A 15,977-nucleotide genomic window follows, 5' to 3' on the forward strand; every position below is an offset into this window, starting at 1 on the left:
AGCCGTCAGCATATATTTAATGCAAATGCACAACAGTAATTCAATGCGATACGAATTACTGTTGCGCGAATTAATCAGTTAATAGTAAAATGTCGGAAATAGCTCGATCAGACTTGGCTTTACGCAGCAAAAAGTTGTCCAAAACGTAGCATGCTAGGTTTTTGTAGCAAAAATCTAAACTATTGGAGGATGTTTGAAAAAGGTCAAAAAGTTTGTTTGCGCATTTCCAGGTCAAGGATCGCAGCACGTAGGCATGGGCGCCTCCTTAATAAAGCAGTTTTCGTGTGCTAGAGATATTATGGAAGAAATATCAGACGCGTGTAGCATAGACATCGTAGACGTTATGCTGTCTGGCGCTGAGGAAAAGTTGGCGCAAACAGAATTTTCCCAATTAGCAATTTTTTCTGTAAGCATTTGCTCCGCCAGCGTTTTGCAAAACGAATTTGGGATAGACTTGTCTCAGGCCTGTTTTATGTCTGGCCACTCTGTTGGAGAGTATGCAGCAGTTTGCGCAGCGGGGGTCGCGTCTATACAGCAATGCGCAAAAATTATTCGCCGCAGGTCTCTCGCAATGAAAAAATCGTGCCAAAATAACCCAGGGAAAATGCTTGTAGTTTTGGGGCTAGGGATCTCATCTATAAACGAGATTGTTAAAGAAATAGAATCTTACGGAAAAGAAAAGTGTTATATATCTGTGGATAACATAGACGGCCAAGCCGTGCTAAGCGGAAGCGTCCCCGCTCTTATAGAAGCCGCAAAAATTGCAAAACTAAAGGGAGCAAAAAGAGCGGCAGAACTAAACGTTGAAGGCCCATTTCACTCACCTTTAATGCAAGAAGCTCATGATGAAATAAAAGAGACAATAGAAGAATCGATTTTTATAGACCCAGTGGTTCCAGTCATCACTAATTTCTCTGCACGTCCACAAACATCTTGTTCGGTAATAAAAAACCACCTTATTAATCAAACGACAGGCAAGGTTCGATGGAGAGAAACTCAGGAATTTATGGCGTCCTCCGGAATAGAGGCTTTCATAGAGCTAGGCGCTAGTAGCATCCTTTCTGGAATGGCAAAGAAATGTATCCCTTATGCCTCCTGCTTCTCCGCGCAAGATGCAGAAAGCATGTCTTCAATTTCGGACTATATGAAATCCTGTTAGACTGCAATTCCGTATTTCATATCGATATACTAGCGTATGAAAATCCTTGAGGCGGACTTTGTATAGGAATTTCGAAATGGAACGTTTCTTCAGGAAGAAGGGTTTGCCTTTCCGGAACGTATCTAACCTGACGTAAAACAATTTTTTCTCCCTTTTCCTCTTTTATGAACGATATCAAAAGCGGCGGTAGCGCTTCTTTTTTTCTGGAAGAATTAAACAAATCTCCAACTATTAAAATAGTGTTAGAATTTTTATTGATTTGAGTAGAGAAATACTTAATTTCTATAACCCTTTTATCAGAATACACAACTGGAATTTCCAGCAATGCATATAAATCAACCATCGAAGGGAAAAGCTCAACCAACTTATTACGCATCATAAAAGCAGACAAGAAAAAAAGGCTGGCGGCGAACGCGCTAACTGCTATGTTGAAAAACACCCCTTCGCTATTTTTTTTGCGACCTGTTTGTTTTTCCTCATCAATCACCATAGGAACCTTTCCAAGAGCCACAAGGCTATTTTTTGTTGGCAAAGGAGGGTCTTGTTTCCATACATGCCCGCATGATGTGCACCGCACATACCTGCCCTTAGAGCCGATTACATCTTCATCTATGTGATATCGTTTCGCGCAAGAAGCACACCTTACTATCATACTCGCCAATTATCAACATAAAATCGCCACATACAGAGCGAAAAACAGACCTGAACAAAGGATCGCGCAAAAATAGTTAAATAGTCAAGGCAACGCATAGAGGTTTAAAATTTCGCCACACACGCACCAGCGGTAAACCCTGCTCCAAAGGCAACAAATAACACGGTTTTTCCAGATAGAGCTAGAGCTCCTCCATAATTGGACCAAAGAGCCAATGGAACAGAAGCAGCGCAAGTGTTAGAGTGGCTAGCTATAGAACAAACCATTTTATCTTTCGCGTCAAACCTTTGAGCCAAAAGATCTATAATTCTTTTATTTGCTTGATGGGGAACTATTATGTCAACACCGCTCATATCAATCCCAGCATCGTCTAAAACAGCAAAGCACAGCTTCTCCATTTGCGTCACAGCCTCTTTGAAAACCTCTCGACCGCTCATTTTTATTGTACCAGACGTACGCGTCGTCCCAGGTCCGCCAGACACATATAAAAACCCATATCCTCTACCATTAGTATAAAGCCTAGACGCAATAACGCCTTTCAAGCTATTTTCAGAAGAATGGCCCGCCCTAAGCAAAAAAGCTCCCGCTCCATCTCCAAACAAAACAGCTGTCGACCTATCAGACCAGTCAACAACTTTCGACAAAGAGTCGGCTCCTATAACAAGCGCTGTTTTAATATTGCCAAGTTTTATATAGGACCTAGCAACATCCAAAGCAAACAAAAATCCACTACAAGCAGCGTTTAGATCAAACGCTATAGCCCCAAAAGCACCCAGTTTTTTCTGTACCTTAGTCGCAGCTGCTGGAAAAGTGTTGTCAGCTGTTGATGTAGCAACAATTATAAGATCTATATCTTCTGCTGAAACGCCTGCATCTTCAATAGCAACTTCTGCTGCACTACATGCCATATCTGACGTCGACTCCTCGTCACTTATTATCCGTCTTTCTTTGATCCCTGTTCTTTCAGAGATCCATTGATCGGACGTATCAAGTGTTAGAGACAGCATGTCGTTCGTCACGACATTCGAAGGAAGGTATCCGCCAATCCCACATATAACGCAGCTGCACATAAAATTTCAGCATTAAAACAACTATCGATTATTATACATCACAGCAACCATAAGTAAAAATTCATGTAACTACCCAAGAAAAAAGCGATCGGAGTGGTGGGATTTGAACCCGCGACCCCCGCGTCCCGAACGCGGTGCGCTACCAGGCTGCGCTACACTCCGCAATGAGATGCTATAGCAACAAAAGTGTTTTTTCAATTGGCTCCGACATACACCAGGCATACACCGATCTGCTATTCCATTTTTAAAAATATGGTCTAAAATCTTATCTGAATGTGCTATCAGCGAGCCGATATTATGGTTGAAATTTTTTTATTGCAAAATGGCGCTGAGTCAAAGCCTCAAAAGCTTACATTTGATTTATATGAAGTTTTTGGGCACGACGTAGCTAAAAAAATCGGTGCCGACAAGTCTGCCGTTGCAATAGAAGTTCATGGAGAAATAAAGGACCTATCGAGTAAAATCCCTCATAACTCCAAAGTACGAATGATAATGGAGAACGATAGCGAAGGCCTTCATATAATACGGCATAGCACAGCCCATATACTAGCCGAAGCAGTCAGAGAGCTGTTTCCAGATGTCAGACCAGCTATAGGGCCGGTTATTGAAAATGGTTTCTACTATGATTTTAAAAGCGAAAGACCATTTACAGAGGATGATCTAAAGGTAATAGAAGCAAAAATGCAGGAGCTGGTTGAACGAGACCAAAAATTTGTTCGCTCAGAACAGAGTCGCAACGACGCTCTCGAGATGTTTATGAAAAAAGATGAACCGTTTAAGCAGATGCTCGTTCAGAAAATCCCAGAAAATGAAAAGATATCCATATATCAGCAAGGATCTTTCGTTGATCTGTGCCGAGGCCCCCATATACCCTCTACAGGAAGGCTTAAAGGATGTTTTGCGTTGACAAAGGTCGCTGGAGCATATTGGCTTGGCGACCATAATAATGAACAACTTCAAAGAATTTATGGTACGGCATGGCATAGCAACGCCGCATTGAAAGAGCATTTAGCTAACCTGGAAGAAGCAGAAAAAAGAAACCATATAAAGCTCGGAAAAGAGATGGCGCTTTTTCATACTCAAGAAGAAGCTCCTGGCTGTGTGTTTTGGCACCCAAACGGATGGATAATATACCAGGAAATAATCTCGTATATGAGAAAAAAACTGTCTGCTAATGGCTATTCCGAGGTAAACACACCTCATATAGTATCTAAAGCCCTTTGGGAACAGTCTGGTCATTGGGAAAAATTTCGCGACGTCATGTTCTTGATAGAACAGGAAAAAGCAACTCACGGTGTGAAACCGATGAATTGCCCTTGCCACATACAGATATTCAAGAAAGGACCAAAATGCTGCGGACTTACAAGCTATAAAGACCTTCCCATAAGAATGGCGGAGTTCGGAAGCTGCTCGCGAAACGAGCCGTCTGGATCGCTATATGGGATCATGCGCGTTCGAAGTTTTGTACAAGACGATGCTCACATATTCTGCTCAACCGAGCAAATTGTAGAGGAAACCATTAGATTCTGCTCTCTACTCAGAGAGATCTATAAAGATTTTGGGTTTTGCGATATCATTGTTCGCCTTGCGACGAGGCCAGAAAAGCGGCTAGGGTCTAATGAACTGTGGGACAAGGCTGAACGCTCGCTTATGGAAGCGTCTGATGCTTCTGGTCTTTTATACACAATTTTCCCAGGAGAGGGAGCTTTTTATGGCCCTAAGCTTGAATTTGTATTAAAAGATTCTTTGGGAAGGCTCTGGCAATGCGGAACTTTTCAGATAGATTTTGTTCTTCCCGATCGCATGGGAGCACACTATATAGCTGAAGATGGAAAGAAAAAGCATCCGGTCATGCTTCACCGGGCGATTTTAGGATCTTTGGAGCGTTTTATAGGAATTTTGCTGGAAAATTATGGAGGCTGGATTCCGCTCTGGCTTTCTCCGATACAAGTTTCTGTTGCTACGATAAGCGAGGCTTTCGTTCCATATGGAGAAAAAGTTGTCCAAGAACTTTTGAAAGCAGGGCTCAGAGTAGAGCGAGATTTTAGGAATGAGAAAATATCATACAAAATAAGAGAGCTGCATTCTCAGAAAGTTCCATGCATTTTTGTCGTCGGAGCAAAAGAAGAAGCGTCTGAAAAAGTGTGCCTTAGGGCAGGAGAAACTCAGAAGATATTGGGCTTGCAAGAGGCTATAGATTTGATTAAAAAAGTCATAGCGGAAAAATCTGTTGCAAAGAACTCTATTGTGTGACCTTGTTCTACAGAGCGAACGCCCTTTCCCTAATCCAGAATCTGGAGCAGTCCAATCAAAGCTCTGAAATCACCCACACCAATAACTTAAGTTTTAGTTTCCATTCGCAGAATTAACAGCTTTTTGGCCCTTCCTCCCTCTAAACAACATATACACAACCGGTACTACAAACAATGTAAACAGAGTACCAATGCCCATTCCACCAACTATAACAGCTCCAATCTGCCTCCTAGATTCCGAGCCAGCCCCAGAAGCAAGAGCTAAAGGAAGAGCTCCCAGCATCATCGCGAATGTTGTCATAAGTATCGGCCTAAGCCTCAGGTGACAAGCCTCCAATATAGCATCTCGCCTAGAAACGCCTCGCTCTTCTTGAGCGCGATTGGCAAAATCCGTAAGAAGTATTCCGTGCTTAGCTATAAGTCCTATAAGGGTTATAAGCCCTATTTGACTGTATATATTCAAACTACCAGTAGGCATCAGAGACAACGTCATCATAGCTCCTCCGACTGCAAGAGGAACGCTCATAAGAATTATGAACGGAGCCACCAGACTCTCGAACTGAGCCGCCAACACTAGAAAAATAAACACCAACGACAAGCCAAATATAACGTATATATTCCTGTTCTCATTCAAAAATGTTTTCAGGTCATCTATAGGCTCTATTGAATACCCAGCAGGCAGCTCTGCTTCGATCTTCTGCTTTACATCAGCATATACAGAACCAATACCATACCCATAAATCAGACCAGCACGTATCGGAAAGGATCGTTTCTTTTCATAATGCGCAATCGAAGGCTGCGACTCTTTCTGCTCTATATCTATTATGTTTTTAAGTGGAATCATAACTTCTTCATTACGTTTTTTATATCCCTTTACAGAAAGTTGAAGTATATCAGAAGGAGATTTTCTAAATTGCTCTCCAATCCAGATATGCACAGGATACATTTTGTTCTCCTTCTCGAACTTGGTCGCGTTGCTGCCCCTAATAAGAATTTGCAGCGTTCTCGCAATTGTGTCTGGATCTATCCCAAGCTCGTGCGCATACTCCATATTTTTTGGGATTATAATATACTCTGGAACGGTTGCAAGGCGAGCAGGATCAAGCGTATGACGGTCCACACCATCCTGCTTAGCGATGATCTTTTCCATTATATCAAGACCAACTTTCTCAAGCTCTTGGTATGATTTGTTTGTCAAAAGAAGAAATGAAAGAGGTTTTTCTGCCCCGCCACCTTTCATAGAATAACTCGGACACCCGACTCTTGACGAAATGCCAACAAGGTCCCACAGTTTTGTTCTAAGATTTGGAAGGATATCCCTGCATTTCCTACTACGATTTTCCCATGGAGAAAGCGTGCTTACTATATACGACTCATCATTAGTTTGAGAAATTATAACTCTATTACCAACCTCAGGCTCAGCGGCAAATATTTCATCAATTTTTGCATTATATTTTGTAAGATATTTGAGGTTAGTAGCAGGAGCACTAGAAAAAACCCCCTGCACAATTCCTTGATCTTCCGCTGGAGAAAACTCTTTTTTTATGTGAAACATCGCGAGAAAAATACTTATGCAAAAAAACACTCCCGCAACAGAAAGAACAGTGCTTGAATTATCCAAAGCGCTATTAACATACCTAGTGTATACCAGGTCAACTCTAGCTAAAAACGCCCTAGTCTTTTCTGCCGCCACATCAAGATACTTCAAAAAATAAGACACCCAACCGTAACCTGCAAATTCTTCGCTCACCGCTCCCTCTCCCGCATGAGACTTCAAAAGACGCGCACACATTGCAGGAGACAACGTCAACGCCGCAAACCCAGAAATAATAACCGATGCAGCAAGAGTGAGGGCAAACTCTCTGAACACTCGAGCCATAAGACCTGGAGCGTACGCAATAGGAGCATATACAGCAGCCAAAGTAAGCGTCATAGCTATAACCGAAAACCTAATCTCCCTGCAACCTACTATTGCAGCATCCATCGGACTAAGTCCTCTTTCTATATGCCGATATACATTTTCCATAACGACAATCGCGTCATCAACAACAAGTCCTATCGCCAGCACTAACGCTAATAGCGAAAGAATATTTATAGTAAAACCCATCAGGAACATAACAAACAACGTAGCCACCAGCGAAATTGGGATGGTTATCATAGGAATGATAGATGCCCTTGCCGAGCATAGAAACACGAGTATAACGACAAGTACAAGAGCTATCGCCTCCCAAATAGCTCTATAAACCTGGTTGATAGATTTTTCTATGAATATTGTTCTATCTATAGCGACAGAAAGCTCAACCCCGCTTGGAAGTCCGCTCTGTATGTCGCTCACCCTTTTGCGTATCTCCTTAGATATTTCTATTGGGTTCGACTGAGGCTGTGGGATTATGTTAAAAACCACTCCTGGCTTCCCGTTGAAAGTTACCATATATTTTTCTTCTTCTGGACAAACACTGGCAGAGCCAATATCAGAAACCTTTACTACTCCGCTTTTTCGTTCAGAAATTATCATATCGTTGAAAGCCTGAGGATTATTAAGACATGACCTTGTAGTAAGTATAAATTCCTGTTCCTTCGCAGTAAGCTTTCCTGCAGGTTTTTGCTGAAGATTGTATCTTTTAAGCGCGTCCAATACTTCTATTGCTGTTATTTTATACGCCTCCATTTTCACCGGATCTAACGTCAAATTCATCTGAAACCCACTTCCACCAGCTATGTCAACGGTAGCCACTCCGGCAACAGTTTCGAACGAATTTTTTATAGATCTATCGGCCATATCATACAGCTCTGCTGTAGAGAACCCCTCTCCGGTAAGCGCTATCTTCATTATAGGGTTAGCGTCTGCATCAGCCTTCGTAATAGTCGGCTTGTCCGTTTCCTCCGGAAGCACTCTCGAGTTTTTATTTAATCTTTCAATTATCTCGCTAAGCGCCGCGTCAGCCGACCGGTTGGTGAAGTATAGTTTAATTTTGCTTTGCTCTGGGTCACTATCAGATGTGATATGGTCCAACCCTTCCAGACTGGAAAATATATCCTCTAAAGGGCGGGTGACTTGCGACTCTATTGCAGAAACGCTTGCTCCAGACCAACCTGTCGTTATCGTTATTACAGGATTTTCTATGCGAGGGTATTGTCTTATAGACAGCTGAGTCAACGCAACCAGCCCCATGATTATAAGCATTACATTAACAACCCAAGCAAATATAGGCCTTTTTATAAAAAAGTCAGTAAACGCAAACGAGGTTTCAAATTCGCCAATTTTCCCATTATCACTCATATCGCAGCTTCCATATCAAAAACACCAAACACGCAATCACTACTCACCGAGCATAGATTCCAGACACACAAAAGAACGCACCTCAAAAAAACACTATCTTTCCGAAAAGACCCATTTTCTATCTTTTGCCCTCTTCTTTCTTGCTCCCAGAGCCTCCACCATTTTTAGAAGCCGGAGAGCCGTCTTTTGCGCCTTTTTCAAGCAACTCAGACACTTCCTGAGTCCTGACCATTTGCCCATCAACAAGCAGCCCGCCCCCATCAATCACGGCTACATCTCCTTCGTTCAAGCCGTGCGTGACTTGAACCAAGCCATTCTCGCTAGCGCCCAATATCACAGATTTTTGTATTGCCCTTCCACGCATCACCACAAACACATACTTCTGATCGCCTTCAGGAACAACTGCAGATTCGGGAACTACTATACTGTCAGAATCTGAAGAAAGAGAGATGTTAACGCGAGCAAACATACCAGGCTTAAACTCATTACTTTGATTACGCAGCTCTGCCTTAACGTTAACGCTATGAGACGATGGGCTAGAATAAGGCTCTATCGCAAGAACCGTTGCAGAAACAGGCAGCTCGTTTACACCTTCGACCGTAACATCAATCTCCTGACCAACATCAATAGCGTGTGCTTCGTTTTCTGGAACAGTAAAATTAACCTCAAGAGGATCTGGGCTCACTATAACGGCAAGCTCTTGGTTGTTTGATATGCGAGTCCCAGTGCTTATGTTGTGGTCTCCTGGTCCGATGTTCTTAAATCCCATGTATCCATCAAATGGCGCTCGGATCTGAGTGTACGTGAGGTGAACCTCCGCTTTTTCAAGAGCAGCCTTCGCAGCCTCAAGATCAGCTGCAGCTTTCTCAAGAGTAGCAACAGACCCATATTGCCTATCTGTTAGTATCTTAGTTCTTCTATATTGCGCTTCAAGCTGTTTCACACGAGCCTTTGCCTCTCTGACCTCTGCTATAGCCTGCCTATTGTCAAGCTGGATCAGAAGATGCCCCTCTTTAACCATAGCGCCTTCCTTAAAGTGAATGCTCTTTATCTTCCCAGGGATCTCCGACATAAGAGAAACAGAATTAGTGGACTTTATAGTTCCGCTCAACATTTTCCTCCTACTGACAGAAGCTCGCCTAACAGGCTCCACCGTCACCAAAGGAGGCGTTCTTTTTATCAATTGCTCCTGCTTCTTAGCAAATAAAGAGGGAAACGTTTGCTGGATAGACGGCCAAGCAAAAAACAGCAAGATTATATTAACGCCAATTAGACCTATAACGACGCTAGGAGAAAACCCTTTTCCTTCTTTCTCCCTAAACCTCCTTAACCCCTTCATAAGAACATCTCCACACACAAAAAAGCCACAATTTCAGGCACGATGCTATAACAACGACCGTTAAATTTCTGTTTTTAACATACCATCGCACGGCGACTAAGCTTCAGAAGCGCCAAAAGCATTCTACAGAAAAAATAACTATTTGCACACTCCAACAGTCCTTTTCACACTAGTTATAACGCTGTCGTCATCCCAGTCTCTGGCACCTGTCTTAACATCTACAATTTTTCCTGACACGTCGAACATAACAGCCGTAGGAACGCTTGTTATTCCGCAATCTTTAGCGTTTTTGCTTATGTTCCCGCTCATAAATATCTCTATGCCATTAGACCTAGAAAGTTCAGCCGCAGCATCTTTGTTTCCATCCATACACACAACGACAACATCTACAACTCCCTTAAGCTTCTGCTGCATCACCTTCACAGCTGGAAGTTCGCTCACGCATGGCCCGCACCAGGTGGCCATTATTATAAGAACCACAGGCCGCTTATTCTTTTCTTGGAGCTCCTTTATCGAAGCAACAGCGTCCCCAACTTTGCCTGTACCATATTTCATACATGAGTATAGTCCTCCTGTATCTTTAAACTGCCCGTTAAACACCGCGCATGCATTCAAAACCCCAACGCTCAGCAGTGCCGCAAAAACCATAGATTTCGCCCCAAAAAAACACCCGTTTTTCATGTTTACATATTCCGATTGAACAAAAGACCCTCGAGTGGTATCGTAGCACCATAACGATGCCAGCGATAGTTCAATTTACGATGCACAGTAAAGTTGTTTTCTTCTTCGCACTCGCTACTGTATTTGCCTTCATTCTGTTTCCCGCCTTTATCATTAGCGGGTGCGGAAAGTCTGGGTCATTAGTTCAGCCAGAAACAGGCTATGAGCATAGAGATTATCCACCAAAGACTGAATAATTGGGATTTAAAACAGATATATAGAAAGATCTTAATAAAAATTAGCGGTTTTTTCTCTCGCTTTTTTTATAATAATAAAAACCCACGCAGAGAAAAACCATGACTTTGAGCAACATTTTTAAATTTTCATTAATAATAACGCTTGCTTCAGCTGTAGGCCCGTGCGCTTACTCAAGAAAGCTCAGCGAAAAAGAACTCGTAGAAGTTGTTAGCGACATAGCCGGCACAGTGAAAGTAAGCTCCAACGAAGGCGCTAAAATTTTGACGGCGCTTCTTATGAAAAATCTAAAAGAAATAGACTCTGATGATGAAGATTTATATAAAAAAATAACTGAAAAAATAAGCTCCGCAATTTCAGAAAGCGGCACACAACCAAGAATTTTAAGCAGACCTCTTATTGTTACGTATCTTAACGCCACTACTAAAATAATGAACTTTTTCAGCGATACCAATAACAAACTGGCACTTTTCCAAGCATCAGACAATAGCGACCTGTTTCAAGCCGAAGAAGAAAAAGAAGAAGAATAATAATAAAAGGTAAAATCAGCATTCTATAAACCTTTTCATAAAAACGGCTAGAGCGCTTAATGCGAAGCTATAAGCTGTCTACGGCAAGATTTGGAGACCATGACGGGTCGCACCCTTCATACTGAACTCCGTTTAGAATTGTCGGGACCTTGCGAAGCGCTCTGCCAGAAATCGCTGCTATATATATGCTGAACGGACCATACAGCCTCCCTTGCGATGCAAACACAACAGCCCTGCTGTTTGGACACCACCTTGGGCTGTCAACAACATGGTCTCTAGCTATCATTCTCTCTCCAGATCCGTCTATATTCATGATTCCAACATAATAGCATCCACCTTCCCTTTTCACGAAAGCAACCATACGCCCGTCTGGAGAAATTGAAGGGGCATAATAGTTCCCACGTCCACGAGATATCATCTCGGCAGATCCGCCATACACACCTGACTTATATATCTTTGGAGATCCGCTTCTGTCTGAAGTAAATACCATTGTCCTTCCATCTGGAGAGAAGCTGGGAGAAACATCAATTTTCCCGGGATACGACGTCATACGAGCCAATCCTTTAGAGTATAGATCATAGGAATATATAGACGTAGTGCCATCGACGGCCATACAAAACACTATCCGCCTTCCATCATGAGAAAAGCATGGCGATATGACGGTTCCCCTGCTTGGAAGCGTAAAAGTATCCTGAGTAGAAAGGTCCATAACATGCACTTTCGACGAGTTTCCCTTAAAGGACACAAACGCTATTTGATTTTTTATGGGAGAAAATCTAGGAGAAACGCTAGTATTAGCGGAATTCGTAAGCGCCTTCCCATTAGCGCCATCTTGGTCCATTATGGCAATTATATGTTTTTTCTTGGTCGCTGAGCCATACTGAGCTGTATACACTATTTTGGTATTAAAATACCCATCTTCTCCAGTTATAGCTTTGTATATAACGTCAGATATTTTGTGAGCAAGAACGCGCGGCACACTTCTTGGTGCACGAACAGAAAATTCTGTATATTTCTGAAGCGCAACATTGTAAAGCCTCAACACTGCCTCTGTCCCGTCGTTTTGACGCAACGCACCACATACAACAAAGCAGCCTTTTTTATAACTCCACTCCCAAAAAGAAGGCGACGCTAAAAAATCCTCAGGAGACCTAGTGCCAGAACTCTTGAGAACATCGAACGCTCCGGAATTCGCAAGGTCGTTTTTCACAACTTTCGCTATCTCATCTGCATATTCATCGCCATAAAACCCAATAATTCCTATAGGAGTCGGAGCAAATATGCCCCTTGTTATGTCTATAGTGAGGTCTGCAAAACTGTCCAAGCAAACAAGACACGAAGCAACAAAAACAGAGCAACAAATTTTTCTAACAAAACCCAACATAACGATAACCCAACCAACGCGCCCCACTCTAACGAAGCGCACTTCACGGTAATGTAAGAATTTCTAACAAAACAAACACAAAAATTCAAATATTTTATAGCGTAAAAATAAAATTAAATTCAAGAAAAATCTAGGGTCTTTATAAGACCTACACTGAGAATATAACCACAACTCCAAGCAAAATTCTGTATAAAGCTACAGAAAAAACACCAATATTGAATCTGTTATCGTTTCGGCCGTAAAATTCATAGCTCACCATCTTAACGAATAACGGGATAAAAGCCGCTGTCAACATAGCCGACAAAACGGCCCCCAAAAAAAGCTCCCCTCCAACGCGCACAAAAACTCCTCCAGACTTCACAGCACTAAGAGTGATAGCGCCCAAAATCGTAGGTATACCCATAATAAAGGAAAATGTAACCGAGTCTGGGCGTGAATATCCTAAAATACGCCCAGCCGTGAAACACATTCCAAGCCTACTAGCACCAGGAACTATAGCAAAAGCTTGAAAAGCACCAAACACGAAAGCCTCTATAAACGAGATTTTACATATAGGCCTTTCCCGCTTTTCTGCAAAAAAGTCACAAACGAACATAAGAATTGCAAAAAGCACGCTACTCATAGCTATTACTTTTGGATCATTTAACGATAAGAATTTATTCAAATCAAGCGACTTCACTGCATATCCCACAGCTCCAGCAGGAATAAACGATATAGCGACGGCAAATGCAAACCTCGCTCTTTCCGTATTAAAATTCAAAGCCAGCATATCCGCTGCAGCACGAAATAAATCAGCAACTTTCCCGCGAAAAACAAAAGCTATAGCGGCCAACCCGCCAACATGATACGCAACCTCCAGTCCCATTGAATCTCCAACAGGTATGCCGAGAAAACGCGCAACAATACAAACGTGCCCGCTTGAACTAACGGGAAAAGCTTCAGAGATCCCCTGTATCACGGCCAATAGCACCTTTGCGAAAAAATCGTCCATATTCCAGGCCGCTCTGTAAACAGTGTGGAATTCTGCGATAATTTTCGCTAAAAAACAATTGCTATTTAGGCTCTGTTCAAGTAACAAGATTCAAGGAAACTAGTATTTTGCGCGCTACCTATGTATTATCTTTTTGCGCGCACACTTTCTGTATAAAGTCAGGCAGAATTATGAAATTTTTACCAAATCTTGTAATGCGATCTATTGTTTTCTCTTTCATTATTTTTATCTCTGGTTGCTCAAAAGAAAAATCGTCTACCTTACTCGGTATGGATTACCTAAAGCAAGATAGAATGCTTGTAAATGCTTCGAGCGTTCAGGTCAATTCCAGTGAAATTTCCGCTGACGACACGTCAGGCATCTCTCCTATTTCGCTTTCTGAAATGACCAAACAGTGGGCTAAAGAGTTTTTTCAAACGGACTCCAGAAGCACAAACATACTTCGCGTATCGATTAGTAAGGCCAATATAAGCGAAATACGACTTCCAACCAAAACAGGTCTATCAGCGCCACTATACATAGAAAACAGCGAAAAATATAAAGGAACGCTTGCTGTAACATTCTGTCTTATAGACCCACTTGGAAAAATTCTGAAAGAGACGTCTGTAACGATAAGTGATGAAGAATTTTTACGAGAAAACATACCGTTGTCTGAGAGAAAACTACACGCGACAGCTCTTTGCGAGCGATTAATAAACACTGCAACAAACATAGCACGCAACAGGCTAAGCGATATCTTGATGTAGTTCATTTTTATAACATTAGCTTCAGCTATGGCCGCCATCTTTGCGATGTTCTGGAAGACAGTTGGTAAATTTGAAAGGTTTTATTATAATTTGATTCGCAAATCAGACCTATATTTTCGAAATGCAAAATTATAACAAAAAGGACATGCCGCCGATTATAGGGGTTGTCCCTGATTACAGTTATACGAATGAGCAGTCGCAGCGTCATTATACTCTTCGCGAAAACTATATCACGAGAATACACGAAAACGGCGGAAAGGCCTTCATAATCCCATACTGCTTAGACTCTATAGACTTTTACATAAAAATGTGTGACGGAATAATGTTTACAGGTGGGGGCTATACCATAGATCCTTCTATATTTAACCAAGAGCGTATAACAAGCCTACCAATAAACCACAGGCGCACCGAATTTGAAATGGCCCTTTTCCGTAAAGCGCTCTGCGCAGACAGCTCCTATAGTAGAAGCGCCGAAAATACGAATACAAATCAAATCGATAACTCAAAGAAAAAACTCTTTGAATCAAAAATGATCCCTATCCTAGGGATATGCGCCGGGGCTCAGCTTATCAACGTAGCTCTTGGAGGAGATTTAATACAAGTAGTTCAAGGACACGCTTATAGCAACGCAAAAGAATGCTCTCACGAAATATTTGTATCCGGAGGGAAAATACTTCCATCCATTGCCTGCTCCAAAAAAATTTCGGTAAATTCAAGCCACTCACAAGCTATAGGCCGGATAGGAGATGACATAGTTGCAAGCGCAGTCTGCGATGATGGAATCATTGAATGCATAGAAAAAGTCGGTCACGATTTTTGCCTTGGCGTTCAGTGGCACCCAGAGTATTATGCAAACGAAGCTTTGGACTCTGCGATATTTCGTGCCTTCATAGAAGCTTCCGCCAGATATAAAGCGAATTCCAGCATAAGAGAAGTCGCATGAAGCTGGATCGGTGGTTGTTTACATTCGGGAAATTATCCCGAAGAGAGGCCGATAAAGCAATAAGTGAAGGCAGAGTAACGGTTGATGGGATAGTCACTATAAAACCATTCCTTGACGTAGACGAAAAAAAAACAATTCTTCTAGATGGAGCTCTTGTACAAAAGACCGCTATGGAACCTGTGATCATGAAGTTGTACAAACCGCGCGGAGTTGTAGTTTCTAAGGTAGATCAAAGAGCTTGCAGCAGCACAGTGTTCGACCTATTACCAAAATCTGAAACTCGGTGGATATACGTTGGAAGGCTTGACATAGATTCTGAGGGACTGCTTCTTCTGACAAATGTAGGAAGGATCGCGCATTTCCTCGAATCTCCAAAAACAGCCCTCAAGCGCGAATATATGGTAAAGGTTTTTGGCCACGTTGACGACAGCAAGCTCTCAGCCATCCAGCAAGGCCCAAATATAAAAGGAATAAACTATAGCGCATGCAAAATCTCAGTCCTAAGACAAGCCGAAAAACAAACTTGGCTAAAAATCGTGTTGACTGAAGGGAAAAACAGAGAAATAAGAATATTGATGGACCACATAGGGCTAAGAGTGAGCCGACTGATCCGCACGGCATATGGACCATTCACTATCAACAACATGAAACCAGGAGAAATAGAAAGCATTTTCTGCCGCGCTATAAGTAAAATAAATCTATTCCCCTTAATGTAA

At 42.2% G+C, this 15,977-nt stretch carries 13 protein-coding genes and 1 tRNA gene; 6 read left to right on the top strand and 8 right to left on the bottom strand.

Features of this window, described 5'->3' with window-relative positions:
• Positions 1-193: 193 nt before the first annotated feature.
• Positions 194-1,159, top strand: a complete 966-nt coding sequence (locus HYD_RS02040) for an ACP S-malonyltransferase (protein WP_236864454.1) — start codon at positions 194-196, stop codon at positions 1,157-1,159.
• Between the two features lie 16 nt (positions 1,160-1,175).
• On the opposite strand, the gene HYD_RS02045 is transcribed toward HYD_RS02040, so the two are convergent.
• The 3 genes from HYD_RS02045 to HYD_RS02055 form a co-directional block, all read right to left on the bottom strand.
• Positions 1,176-1,811 (bottom strand): zinc-ribbon domain-containing protein, encoded by a 636-nt coding sequence (locus tag HYD_RS02045; protein ID WP_236864456.1) that lies wholly within the window; start codon positions 1,809-1,811, stop codon positions 1,176-1,178.
• A gap of 104 nt (positions 1,812-1,915) precedes the next feature.
• Entirely contained in the window at positions 1,916-2,881 is a 966-nt protein-coding gene (locus HYD_RS02050) for a beta-ketoacyl-ACP synthase III (protein ID WP_236864458.1), read from the bottom strand.
• A gap of 88 nt (positions 2,882-2,969) precedes the next feature.
• Positions 2,970-3,043 (bottom strand) — tRNA-Pro (locus HYD_RS02055).
• A gap of 135 nt (positions 3,044-3,178) precedes the next feature.
• Between HYD_RS02055 and thrS the strand changes: the two genes are divergently transcribed.
• Entirely contained in the window at positions 3,179-5,134 is a 1,956-nt protein-coding gene (gene thrS, locus HYD_RS02060; protein WP_236864460.1) for a threonine--tRNA ligase, read from the top strand.
• A 93-nt stretch (positions 5,135-5,227) separates the two neighbouring features.
• Here the strand turns inward: thrS and HYD_RS02065 are convergent, their stop codons facing one another.
• The 3 genes from HYD_RS02065 to HYD_RS02075 form a co-directional block, all read right to left on the bottom strand.
• Positions 5,228-8,413, bottom strand: coding sequence for an efflux RND transporter permease subunit (locus HYD_RS02065; RefSeq protein ID WP_236864462.1), 3,186 nt, complete (start codon positions 8,411-8,413; stop codon positions 5,228-5,230).
• Between the two features lie 118 nt (positions 8,414-8,531).
• Positions 8,532-9,752: an efflux RND transporter periplasmic adaptor subunit gene (locus HYD_RS02070; protein ID WP_236864464.1), complete on the bottom strand. Its 1,221-nt coding sequence runs from the start codon at positions 9,750-9,752 to the stop codon at positions 8,532-8,534.
• A gap of 138 nt (positions 9,753-9,890) precedes the next feature.
• Positions 9,891-10,433 carry a TlpA family protein disulfide reductase gene (locus tag HYD_RS02075; protein ID WP_236864466.1) on the bottom strand — a complete coding sequence of 181 codons (543 nt, stop codon included), beginning with the start codon at positions 10,431-10,433 and terminating at the stop codon, positions 9,891-9,893.
• Between the two features lie 335 nt (positions 10,434-10,768).
• Here HYD_RS02075 and HYD_RS02080 point away from each other — a divergent pair, with 335 nt between their 5' ends.
• Entirely contained in the window at positions 10,769-11,197 is a 429-nt protein-coding gene (locus HYD_RS02080; protein ID WP_236864468.1) for a hypothetical protein, read from the top strand.
• 67 nt (positions 11,198-11,264) lie between these two features.
• On the opposite strand, the gene tolB is transcribed toward HYD_RS02080, so the two are convergent.
• Positions 11,265-12,581 carry a hypothetical protein gene (gene tolB / locus HYD_RS02085; protein WP_236864470.1) on the bottom strand — a complete coding sequence of 439 codons (1,317 nt, stop codon included), beginning with the start codon at positions 12,579-12,581 and terminating at the stop codon, positions 11,265-11,267.
• Positions 12,582-12,729: 148 nt separating this feature from the next.
• Positions 12,730-13,572 (bottom strand): undecaprenyl-diphosphate phosphatase, encoded by an 843-nt coding sequence (locus HYD_RS02090; protein WP_236864472.1) that lies wholly within the window; start codon positions 13,570-13,572, stop codon positions 12,730-12,732.
• Between the two features lie 170 nt (positions 13,573-13,742).
• Here HYD_RS02090 and HYD_RS02095 point away from each other — a divergent pair, with 170 nt between their 5' ends.
• The 3 genes from HYD_RS02095 (at position 13,743) to HYD_RS02105 (ending at position 15,977) form a co-directional block, all read left to right on the top strand.
• A complete protein-coding gene (locus HYD_RS02095) occupies positions 13,743-14,318 on the top strand; it encodes a hypothetical protein (protein ID WP_236864475.1) in 576 nt (191 codons plus the stop codon).
• 121 nt (positions 14,319-14,439) lie between these two features.
• Positions 14,440-15,261 carry a gamma-glutamyl-gamma-aminobutyrate hydrolase family protein gene (locus HYD_RS02100; RefSeq protein ID WP_236864483.1) on the top strand — a complete coding sequence of 274 codons (822 nt, stop codon included), beginning with the start codon at positions 14,440-14,442 and terminating at the stop codon, positions 15,259-15,261.
• Positions 15,258-15,977: a pseudouridine synthase gene (locus tag HYD_RS02105; RefSeq protein ID WP_236864486.1), complete on the top strand. Its 720-nt coding sequence runs from the start codon at positions 15,258-15,260 to the stop codon at positions 15,975-15,977. The genes HYD_RS02100 and HYD_RS02105 overlap by 4 nt, the downstream gene beginning before the upstream one ends.

Source organism: Candidatus Hydrogenosomobacter endosymbioticus (assembly GCF_021654655.1).
In the GTDB taxonomy this organism is placed as follows: Bacteria; Pseudomonadota; Alphaproteobacteria; order Holosporales; family GW7; genus Hydrogenosomobacter; species Hydrogenosomobacter endosymbioticus.